The sequence below is a fragment of the Bacillus sp. (in: firmicutes) genome, from assembly GCA_012842745.1.
GTDB lineage: Bacteria > Bacillota > Bacilli > Bacillales > Bacillaceae_J > Schinkia.
Window position 1 is genome coordinate 26,720 of sequence record DUSF01000040.1, and the last position, 9,976, is coordinate 36,695.

Annotated in this window: 13 protein-coding genes and 1 pseudogene; 6 read left to right on the forward strand and 8 right to left on the reverse strand. The window is 33.7% G+C overall.

The features are described 5' to 3' along the window. Positions 1 to 68 precede the first annotated feature (68 nt). Positions 69 to 353, forward strand: coding sequence for a hypothetical protein (locus GX497_10805; GenBank protein HHY73687.1), 285 nt, complete (start codon positions 69 to 71; stop codon positions 351 to 353). Between the two features lie 426 nt (positions 354 to 779). On the opposite strand, the gene GX497_10810 is transcribed toward GX497_10805, so the two are convergent. Further along, the gene (locus GX497_10810; GenBank protein HHY73688.1) at positions 780 to 929 is read right to left on the reverse strand and encodes a MerR family transcriptional regulator; all 150 of its coding nucleotides are present in this window, start codon (positions 927 to 929) and stop codon (positions 780 to 782) included. A gap of 456 nt (positions 930 to 1,385) precedes the next feature. On the opposite strand from GX497_10810, the gene GX497_10815 reads away from it, so the two are divergent. The 3 genes from GX497_10815 to arsC are packed head-to-tail and all read left to right on the forward strand — an operon-like array spanning position 1,386 to position 3,191. Then, positions 1,386 to 1,664 (forward strand): winged helix-turn-helix transcriptional regulator, encoded by a 279-nt coding sequence (locus tag GX497_10815; GenBank protein ID HHY73689.1) that lies wholly within the window; start codon positions 1,386 to 1,388, stop codon positions 1,662 to 1,664. Positions 1,665 to 1,689: 25 nt separating this feature from the next. After that, on the forward strand, positions 1,690 to 2,748 hold the full coding sequence (arsB, locus tag GX497_10820) for an ACR3 family arsenite efflux transporter (GenBank protein ID HHY73690.1): 1,059 nt from the start codon (positions 1,690 to 1,692) through the stop codon (positions 2,746 to 2,748). Positions 2,749 to 2,768: 20 nt separating this feature from the next. Next, on the forward strand, positions 2,769 to 3,191 hold the full coding sequence (gene arsC / locus GX497_10825; protein ID HHY73691.1) for an arsenate reductase (thioredoxin): 423 nt from the start codon (positions 2,769 to 2,771) through the stop codon (positions 3,189 to 3,191). A gap of 464 nt (positions 3,192 to 3,655) precedes the next feature. Here the strand turns inward: arsC and GX497_10830 are convergent, their stop codons facing one another. Further along, positions 3,656 to 3,769, reverse strand: a complete 114-nt coding sequence (locus GX497_10830; protein HHY73692.1) for a YjcZ family sporulation protein — start codon at positions 3,767 to 3,769, stop codon at positions 3,656 to 3,658. Positions 3,770 to 4,002: 233 nt separating this feature from the next. On the opposite strand from GX497_10830, the pseudogene GX497_10835 reads away from it, so the two are divergent. Next, positions 4,003 to 4,583, forward strand: a pseudogene (locus GX497_10835) (DUF3995 domain-containing protein). 283 nt (positions 4,584 to 4,866) lie between these two features. Here the strand turns inward: GX497_10835 and GX497_10840 are convergent. From GX497_10840 to GX497_10865, 6 genes are all read right to left on the reverse strand, one after another. Beyond that, on the reverse strand, positions 4,867 to 6,441 hold the full coding sequence (locus tag GX497_10840) for a LysM peptidoglycan-binding domain-containing protein (GenBank protein HHY73693.1): 1,575 nt from the start codon (positions 6,439 to 6,441) through the stop codon (positions 4,867 to 4,869). Between the two features lie 391 nt (positions 6,442 to 6,832). Beyond that, complete coding sequence (locus GX497_10845; GenBank protein ID HHY73694.1) at positions 6,833 to 7,132, reverse strand: hypothetical protein; 300 nt, start codon at positions 7,130 to 7,132, stop codon at positions 6,833 to 6,835. Continuing rightward, complete coding sequence (locus GX497_10850; GenBank protein HHY73695.1) at positions 7,116 to 7,394, reverse strand: hypothetical protein; 279 nt, start codon at positions 7,392 to 7,394, stop codon at positions 7,116 to 7,118. The genes GX497_10845 and GX497_10850 overlap by 17 nt, the downstream gene beginning before the upstream one ends. Positions 7,395 to 7,676: 282 nt before the next feature. After that, a complete protein-coding gene (locus tag GX497_10855) occupies positions 7,677 to 8,507 on the reverse strand; it encodes a sialate O-acetylesterase (protein HHY73696.1) in 831 nt (276 codons plus the stop codon). 55 nt (positions 8,508 to 8,562) lie between these two features. Beyond that, positions 8,563 to 8,922 carry a VOC family protein gene (locus GX497_10860; GenBank protein HHY73697.1) on the reverse strand — a complete coding sequence of 120 codons (360 nt, stop codon included), beginning with the start codon at positions 8,920 to 8,922 and terminating at the stop codon, positions 8,563 to 8,565. An 89-nt stretch (positions 8,923 to 9,011) separates the two neighbouring features. Continuing rightward, positions 9,012 to 9,524 (reverse strand): dihydrofolate reductase, encoded by a 513-nt coding sequence (locus tag GX497_10865; GenBank protein HHY73698.1) that lies wholly within the window; start codon positions 9,522 to 9,524, stop codon positions 9,012 to 9,014. Positions 9,525 to 9,833: 309 nt separating this feature from the next. On the opposite strand from GX497_10865, the gene GX497_10870 reads away from it, so the two are divergent. Next, positions 9,834 to 9,976, forward strand: a 143-nt coding sequence (locus tag GX497_10870) for an IS1380 family transposase (protein ID HHY73699.1), incomplete at its 3' end; no start/stop codon positions are given.

Consider the following 9,976-nt stretch of genomic DNA (forward strand, 5'->3'; position numbering starts at 1 on the left):
CCCAGAATTTATCGAAAAGTAACAACTCCAACATCATTGTTACTGTCCAATAGAGGCTGTAAGGATTTTTGGGTATTGATATGGAAAATGACCGATTGTCGGATAAGAATAAGAACTTCGCTCTATTTAGTACAATTTTAAATTCTATTACTTTTTTAATTTGTGGAAAAGCAACTCAAGATGATTCCTTACTTACGAATCAAAACTTTCAAGTCATTAAAGCTTATGTAAATGAAACATTTGATTGTTTGTTTTCAGTCTTACCTAGTGATATAACAAACAGAAAAAAATATCTTCTAGGTAAGGCATTGATTACAAGGTATTTGCAAATTTATTTATCAATCGAAAAATGACTTGATATTATCAGATGAAATAAGCAAAGAGAGTATTACCTTTACAGGAAGTATTGCTGGAATAAATGCTGATAGCAATAGAAACATTCATATCTTCTGCTATACTTGGTAATATACCGGCAATGACAAAATCATCTGTACCAATAATGAAAGTACCTACTACTAAAATGAAGATACAGTAATTCATTTTATGTCACTACCTTTACGTCGATTTTCTACATTGGTCCAAAAATCAATTAAGTTTTCTAACTCACTTTCAACTTCCTGTAAATTACTTATTTGCTCACGAGTTTTCTCTAATTTTTCTCTGTAAAGAGAAAGTGCGGTAGAAGCACAGTCAGAAGAGTTACTATCTACGGGATGAAAAGATCCACAGGATATAACAGGAAAAATCTCATCCGTATTTAAACCTAACTCTAAAAAAAGTTAAACTGCTTTTACACGCTCCACATCTTTTTCGCTATATATACGATATCCATTTTCTAATCGCTTTGGATAAATTAATTTTTTCTCTTCATAATATCGAATTGATCGGATGCTGACCCCGGTTTTTAATGACAGTTCGCCAATTTTTATTTTATTTTTCCCTCCTAAACTACTACGTTATAGCCATATTAAAGTATGACATGGTGTGAGGGTCAATAACTAATCTTCGATTTCTAAGGTCCTCAACATTTTACTGTTAAAATATCCAATTCATAGGAATATTCCCAAACATTAGTTTCTAAACTTAATTTGGATATTCGGATTATCAGGTGGAAAAACATAATAGCTGGTTGATTTTTGGTAAACTAAAGTAAAAAATTTTAAATAAATTGTATCTTCGACAAACGGGCCATATTGCAGAACAACTCCTTTAAAAAATTAGATTTCTATGGTTATAGATTTTAAAGAAGATTGTGAAATTATAACTTAAAGTAAAGGAACAGATTATATGAATAAAAAACATCTTGCAACTAATATATAAGTGAATTATTATATAAGTTAATTCTTATATGGAAGGAGACGACTTATTTGGATAATCTTGAATTAATGGCGAAACAGTTAAAAGCTGTGAGTGATCCTAATCGCTTAAAACTATTGGCTTGTCTCAAAAAAGGGGAAGTATGTGCTTGTGACTTTGTTGATGTATTGAGGATTTCTCAACCTGCTGTAAGTCAGCAGTTGAAAAAATTAAAAGAGGTTGGAATTATTGCTGAGAGACCGGAAAGAACATGGAAGCATTATCGATTAAATGACTCTTTACCACCGTATATTCAAGCCATCATAGACGAGTTAGAAGAGATTTCAATTATTAAATGCAATTGTTAGTGACATCCAAAAGGAGTGATGAAAGGTGTCAAATCAAAGTTTAACGAAGAAACTTTCATTTTTAGACCGATATTTAACGATATGGATATTTGCAGCAATGTTGTTAGGAATTCTAATTGGGGTAGTAGCCCCTAATTTTAAAGATCTACTGGATATATTCTCAGTAGGTACTACAAATATTCCAATTGCCATCGGTCTAATTATTATGATGTATCCACCCCTTGCAAAAGTAAAGTATGAGGAAATGTGGCGTGTTTTCAAGGATTGGAAAGTTCTCTTACTATCGTTATTTCAGAACTGGTTATTAGGACCTTTCTTAATGTTCTTCTTAGCAATCATCTTTTTACATGATAAACCAGAATATATGGCTGGGTTGATTATGATTGGGCTGGCTCGTTGCATTGCAATGGTCATTGTATGGAATGATTTAGCTAGAGGTGATCGTGAATATGTGGCTGGGTTAGTGGCATTTAACTCTGTATTTCAGATTTTATTTTATTCTGTTTTTGCTTACTTCTTTTTAAATGTTCTCCCCGGTGTATTTGGATTGGAAAACTTATCTGTATTTATCTCGATGTGGGAAATTGCAAAAAGCGTACTTATATATTTAGGAATTCCGTTTGTTGCAGGGATATTAACTCGCTTTATTGGGATTAAGGTAAAAAGGAAGGAGTGGTATGAAGCAAAATTCTTGCCTAAAATCTCTCCCCTTACATTAATTGCTTTGTTATTTACGATTGTCATGATGTTCTCTTTAAAAGGAGAGCAAATTATCGCGCTACCACTTGACGTAGTTCGAATTGCTATCCCATTACTTATTTATTTCTTAATTATGTTTGCTGTATCGTTCTTTGCTTCTAGAAAAGCTGGTGCAACCTATCCAGTAACAGCAGCGCTTTCCTTTACAGCTGCAAGTAATAACTTTGAATTAGCTATTGCAGTTGCTGTTGCTGTATTTGGTATTAACAGTGGGGAAGCCTTTGCTGCTGTCATTGGTCCATTAGTAGAAGTACCTGTCCTCATTGCTCTTGTAAATGTAGCATTACGATGGGAAAGAAAATATTTTCCAGCAACCATACAATAACTAAATCAGGAGGAAGATGAATGTCGAAAAACAAAACAATCTATTTTTTATGTACAGGAAACTCTTGCAGAAGCCAAATGGCAGAAGGTTGGGCGAAGAAATATTTAAGTGATGAGTGGGAAGTTCGTAGTGCAGGTATTCAAGCACATGGTTTAAACCCTAATGCTGTAAAAGCGATGAAAGAAGTCGGGATCGATATTTCAAATCAAACTTCTGATATTATTGAACATGAAATTTTGAACAATACGAATTTAGTTGTTACATTGTGTGAAGACGCAGCCGATAAATGCCCTGTTACCCCGTCTAATGTAAAACGGGAACACTGGGGTTTCGATGACCCAGCTAAGGCAGAGGGAACAGAAGAAGAAAAATGGGCTGTTTTTCAACGTGTTCGTGATGAAATAGGGGAAAGAATCAAACGTTTTTCTGAAATAGGGGAGTAACAAAATAACTATCTTTAAAGAAGGAATTCGTAACTTCCGTTGCTGATTCCTTCTTTTTTTATCAAGTAAACCAGCTAATAGAGATTCCTCTGTTATTCTGGAAAAGCAGTATGTTTCTCATTTGGATTATTGACCGAATAGTCTTCGTGAGATCAAACGATTTTGGAAATATTACATTATTTTTCACACTTTGTTTTACAATGATTCTATATCCTCTCGTTGGTTTTATTATTTCAAGAAAGTATAGATAATAAAATAAAATTATTGTTGTACAATCTTCAATTATAGGGCGCGATTCTTGTACAAGGAATTGTTTTTTTGTTATCATCGTGTCTTAATAATTTAGTAATGCATAATTGATTGAAACTGTGTATCATATACAATTGAAATAAAAAGGAAGCACTCAGCGTTAGTGCTTCCTAGAGGTGTAATGAGTGGATGGGTGTAAATTTTTAAACAGGTCTTTAATAGCCTCCGTGAACAAAAGATGCACCAACAATAATTAACAAAATGAAAAGAACAACAATTAAAGCAAAGCTACTACCCATACCACCGCCGCTATAAGTTTGACAATGCATAAGTATCACCACCTTTTTTATAAGGTATTACATGTTATGAAATACTTGTCTTATTCGATTCGGACAATTATGGAAAATATTGTAGACTGAAAAATCATTTTTGATGTTAGATATTACGTAGACAATATGCAGTAGCTTATTCAAGAATCGGGCGCATACCCTGAATAAGGATTTACATCCTTAAGTACAAGTCTTACACAAAGGGTGCTAGAATACTGTCGAGGTGATCGTTAATGAATTCGAATCTGTCGTCGAAACCATCGCAATCAAAAGCAACCGTTTGGGCTGGGGGTGCTGTTTTTGTATGGTCCATTGCCTATATGCTGCCACACCTATATTGGGCTTTAGGCGGAAGAATGGGGCTATCCCTACTAAAACCCGGCGTGGCTGCATCTTCCCAGTTTGAACTAATTAATTGGATCGCGTTACCAATCTTTATTGTTGCGGGACTCGTAGGTCTTGGTTTCATTTATTTAGGCAAAAGTAAAATTCTGCGATTATTGTTGCTTTCCATATCTGTGTTAGGGTGTTCGATAGCCACTGCTCATGGCATTTTTGGCATTATCTATCGTGGTTTGCAAATCGCAGGTGTGATTGGCTTGGAGAATTGGACATTTGATATCCACGATGATATGTACGTGGTGTGGGATATGGTCATTTTCGAACCGTGGTTTTTATTGAAGGCATTTTACTTGCCATTGCAGGATGGTGTTTTTTGAAAGGAGCACGGAGCAGGAAAGTTTGGCTTGCGGTGTGTATGCTTGGCACGATTGTTGGGTTGGTCACAGGGATGCTGGGTGTGCGATTTGCATAGTTAATGTGTTACAGATATCGAGTGATGAGCTACTTGGATTGTTATTACCGAGGGAAATATTGAAAATTGATAAATTTTAATGGCTACTAATTCACTCATTGTTACATGTTTAACCATTATAAAAAGCACCTACATTTCTGCAGATGCCCTTTATATTATATTCCCCCACTCAGCAAAACCCTAAAATGAACATAATCATTCTTACAAATCCCATTAAATCAACCTTCTAAATATATCCCAACCACGCACTCAACATACATCATTATATATGGTTAATAAAATTTCACCTGTCGACTTTGCCTAAATACTCTTCAAATGTCAAATCTTGTTCAGCAATTACTTTCGATGCAGATTTCCCTACATATCGAACATGCCATGGTTCATATTGATAACCTGTGATTTTTTCCTTTCCCTTCTGATAGCGTACTATAAATCCGAATTTATGCGCATTCTTCTTAATCCATTGTCCCTCTTTCGTTTCCCCGAAATATTGTGATAACCCATAGTTTACACTTGAACTGGTGAGGTCCATTGCCAATCCAGTTTGATGCTCACTTTCTCCAGGCTTCGCGCTAAATTGTCCTGCACTTTCCATACCACTTTGTATAACCTTTGAAGCAAAAATTTCATTTTGACGGTCGTAGGAACGATATCCAGAAACTGCATACAAATTAATATTTTCTTGCTTTGCTTCTCTAAACATTGCTTCAAGTGCTACAGCCGCTTCTTTTCTCATTAATTTTTTAGGATCATATTCTTTAAAGGTAAAATTCACTTCAGGTACTGTAAGATCTTTTGGAACATAATCCTTCGGCAATGCATTGTTTTTATTTACTAGTACTAATACACTATCGGGATTAGCTACAATAATATGATCGGTGAGCAGCGCATCCTGTAAATATTCTCTTGTTTTAGGCCCATATACTCCATCATTTGCTATATCCACATATTTACTTTGGAAATCTTTAACTACTGCTTTCGTGCCAATGTCATACACTCCATCTTCACTAAGAACATAATTCAATCTGTTAAATGCTTTTTGAATTATCTTTACCTTTTCGCCTCTATCCCCATTTTTTAATACATCATAAGGCAATGAATTAACAATTTCTATTAATTCCTTATCTGGAATGTGTAAAATTTGTCCAGGATATATCATTTCACTTTTTAAGCTGTTATGTTTTTTTAATTGTATTGCTGTTATATTGTATTGTGATGCTATCTTATTAAGTGTATCTCCCGACCTAACGGTATAAGTTCGATGGATAGGTGCAATTTCTTTATACTCATTAGGAATCTTTAATTTTTGTCCTGGATATATCATCTCACTCGTTAACTTGTTCAGCACCATTATTTGATTAACACTTGTAAAATATTTATTTGCAACTTTAAACAGTGTATCCCCTGGCTTAACTATATAAATAGTTTCTTTTGGTATTTTCAACTGTTGTCCAGGGTAAATCATATTATTTGCTAGTCCGTTTTGATTTTTCAATTGAGAAACAGTGATTCCATATTTATTTGCAATAATATTAAGTGTATCTCCTGATTTAACAGTATATATATCTGTTTCTTGCGTGTTCGATTGTAAATTATTTGTATTAGCCGAAGCTTCAACAGCAACAAAAGGAAATGTAGCAATCAATAATGAACCAAGCAAAACCTTTACTGTTTTAATTTTTAGTCCTGCAAAATTTTCTTGAACATAATCTCGAATGGCATTTTCTAAATTTTTATTTTCCTCTTTTGATGTTATACCAAACTCTTTTGCGAATTCACTTAATTCCTGATTAATATTCAGTTCAAGAATATATCCATCTTCATGTTCAATAAGCCTTTTTACTACTATCATGTCCATTTTCCTACCACCGTTTTTATCTTATTGTTTGCTGGTAGAATAAAAATTATTACAGATACTTCCCTCTTTATTCGAATGTGCTGTCGAGCATAACATGGGGTAACAATGAAATTATCTACGGAAATCTGACAAAGCCCTATGCTATGCCACGGTTCTTTTTCAAATGCAATATACTCATAGATACCGCTAAAATCTCTACCTGCCTGTTTTAAAAATATATTCACAGCATTGAATATCGGAATACCGAATTGTCCCAGGTCGAATTTAACCTATTGCTTTAGTCCTTGTTCAAGCCTCACATAGAGGTTTGTTGTTGTATGGCACAAAAAAAGAAATAGACCACCTCGCCAAAGGAAATAATCTATTTCTTTATTACAACTCCGCTGCTACTTCAATCTTCATTTCTTTTCCAATAAACATTTTCACGCTTGTGTTTAATTCCGTCAATCCAAACAACAGACTCTTCCTCGTTAACCTCAAATACCAAAATAACTTGATACAATCCCAATCTTGCCCAATATCCTTTTAGAATCCCTTTTGGTATTTGTTTTGCAGTCAATGTTGGCATGTATAATAAACGTTTAAAAGAATCCAGATAAATTCTTTCCTTAACTTCAGGCGGATAAGCACGAATATTACTCAATTCATCTATAGCAGTTTGTGACCAATATACACTATATGTTTTGTTCACGCTCAAACTCCTCTACCTTACTATGGAGATACTTAAGCCCCTGCTCTTCATCAAAAATACGTCCGTTTTTACGGTCTTCTCGACTTTTCTGAATTTGACGGATAAGTTCCTTATCTTCAGAAAGTAGTTCGAAATCCATCTGACCTATAGCTTCTCTTTCACGTTTCATATTTAAATAACCGATAAAATCATAAACCTCAACAGCATCTTCTTCGTGTATAAGGTCAATCATACGTTTCAGATCATCACGGTTAACACTCATTATAAAACACCACCTTATGATGTACTACCACCATTATACCATATGAAAAGCACGATTTAATAACTCATTCAGCCAAATATATCCCAACCACGCACTCAACGTGGCTTGAGAGGACAGAAGTATGTCCGTTCTCGGAAACATATCCACGACATTTTTGGCACTATCGGTAGGCGGAAACATATCCAGTACATTCGTACTATATGAAAATTAAAAATCAATATAACTTTATGCTATGCTCATTTTACTCAACTACGCAAATTGGAATTTGTTGCTACCATATCCCTACGAAAAAGCCTTCATCAACTCTTCATAAGAAATCTTCCCCAATGTAAATTTTTCTAATGCTATATATGTTTTTTCAGATGAAGTATTCATTCTATTATGACATTTATCCACTAACTCTTTTTCATTTGTTAATGGTTCATATATATGTTCTTTTTTACGATACGCTTCATAGTATCTTATGCCAAATATTCTCTGGGACATAGCATTGATATGGATACCGTCTGGGTTAGATGTAAGTCCTTTAGCAGTAACATAATAGCAATTTTCATTACCCTGTGCATATTTTTGAAGTTCTTCGTTAATGAGTTGATATTCCACACACCCTGCACCAAATGCCACCTTACCCAAATAATCGCCCAAACCACCTATAATAAATGGAATATTAGGTACGGATAATTCTCTTCTTATTTCATTAAAGATTCTTAATATTTTTTCATAGTATTCTTTGTATTTTCCATCTTGGCTATCACTTTCCCCCTGATGCCATAGTATTCCTACCAATTCGCTATCTTCCATTGCAAATTTAGTTTCATTTATTGCATGACGAAATAATGTTCCATCTAGCGACCACTCATCAATGGAGCTACCACCTTCAGCACATGGAATAAGACCAATTTTTTCTCCCTGATTATCCTTACACCAAGCCTCTGCAAATGATGCCGCAAGTCCTACGCCCGCAACTGGTCTATCAAAATGAATTGGTTCAGTCATCATTTGCCATCTGCCATTTCGCAACATCATAATTCTTTCATTATAAATCGGAGGCACTTCATGTGTAAATCCACGACCTGCCATATTTGATTGTCCAATTAGTAAAAGTGACTTCATTCTTTTCTCCTATCTACTAAATATTGATATCAATAAATTACTATTTGTAAAAATTCTAATCTACATTACGTTGTACATATTCTACAACAATTCCATCTTTATGTTTTACAGTCATATTCCATCCTGTAGGTACTTTCTTAATATCTTTAATTATAGTTGCACCACTATTTAGTAAAACTTCTTTATATTCTTGCAAAGAATCCACAGAAAATGTAGCCATTGTATTTCGTACAGAAGCTAATTCTTCTTCTGTACCAACTATAATAAGCAAATTATCTATGTTAATAACTTCTAAATCAGGATTTTGCATTTTAAATCTACTGCTAATTTTTTTTTGAAAAAGTCCCTCATAAAATTCTATTGCTTTTTCTGCATTATTCACATATACTCTTGTTAATATTTTATTAATTTGCATCTTTCCATCTCCTTAATATTCCACCATTAAATTACTATTTGTATGACCAAACTATGATAAAGGTAAGAAATTTTGAAAAGCTGAACGAACTATATTTTACTATAAATCAATTCTGCAAATTGTCCGTATTTTTTTACTTCTTTCAAGCAAAATCGCTTCAACACTTCTTTTTGTGAAAATAATGGTATTCCCCTCCCCAATAACACAGGGGCAATCTGTAATATCATATTATCAACCATATCATTATCTAACAGAGGGGCTAATATTGTGTTTCCTCCAACAATCCAAATATTTTTATCCCTCTCTATTTGTTTCACAAATTCAACAACATCACAGTTCATAGGAATAAATTCTCTGACTGATAAGCTTTCAGCATGTGTAAAAACATAATTTTGGGTAGTCGGATAAAGACTGCCAATATTCTCTATGTTTTCAATTTCATTAAATGTTCTTTTGCCCATTATAGTAATATCCATGCTTTTATAGAAGCTTTCATAACCGGTTTCTTCTATTGCACCAGTTTGATAAAGCCAGTCTAGGTTATGGTTTTTGTCAGCAAGATAACCATCCATGGTAATGCAGCCGTAAAAAAATACACTCATTTTTTAAACCCTCCTTTGATAAATTCCTATTTATCAGTTATTAAACAGGTAACTTTCATTTCTCAATTTAATACACCTACGCATATGGATCTGAAAGAAGTCTCTTTGTTCCTTTTTTATTTTCCTCATCATTTATTAAATTACAAGTTAATCCTGAATTATTCATAAAAACTTATTGACAAGCCACTGAATGCTTATTTACCAAGTAGTTTAGTTTATTTAGTCCTGTACTAAATAAATGCAAAAAAGAATCCATTTCTGTTAAAGTTTAAGTAACCACACAAAAACCTAATAGAAAGGATTCTTTATATGGTTACTTTAACGGAAAAAACGCTTGATTTCAATCGAAAAATTAAATTGTCAAATGATGGAGGCTCTCTTTCCTCAGATACGGGTGAACTTCTTTTCAGAGAGTTTGATGAAAAAATTGGATTTTCAAAGACTTTGGAAAA

Bases quoted from the DNA above. Each gene is read 5' to 3' on its own strand.
- arsC (HHY73691.1), top strand. From the start codon at position 2,769: ATGTCGAAAAACAAAACAATCTATTTTTTATGTACAGGAAACTCTTGC.
- GX497_10850 (HHY73695.1), bottom strand. From the start codon at position 7,394: ATGAGTGTTAACCGTGATGATCTGAAACGTATGATTGACCTTATACAC.
- GX497_10840 (HHY73693.1), bottom strand. From the start codon at position 6,441: ATGGACATGATAGTAGTAAAAAGGCTTATTGAACATGAAGATGGATAT.
- GX497_10815 (HHY73689.1), top strand. From the start codon at position 1,386: ATGGCGAAACAGTTAAAAGCTGTGAGTGATCCTAATCGCTTAAAACTA.
- GX497_10865 (HHY73698.1), bottom strand. From the start codon at position 9,524: ATGAGTGTATTTTTTTACGGCTGCATTACCATGGATGGTTATCTTGCT.
- GX497_10855 (HHY73696.1), bottom strand. From the start codon at position 8,507: ATGAAGTCACTTTTACTAATTGGACAATCAAATATGGCAGGTCGTGGA.
- GX497_10830 (HHY73692.1), bottom strand. From the start codon at position 3,769: ATGCATTGTCAAACTTATAGCGGCGGTGGTATGGGTAGTAGCTTTGCT.
- GX497_10860 (HHY73697.1), bottom strand. From the start codon at position 8,922: ATGCAAATTAATAAAATATTAACAAGAGTATATGTGAATAATGCAGAA.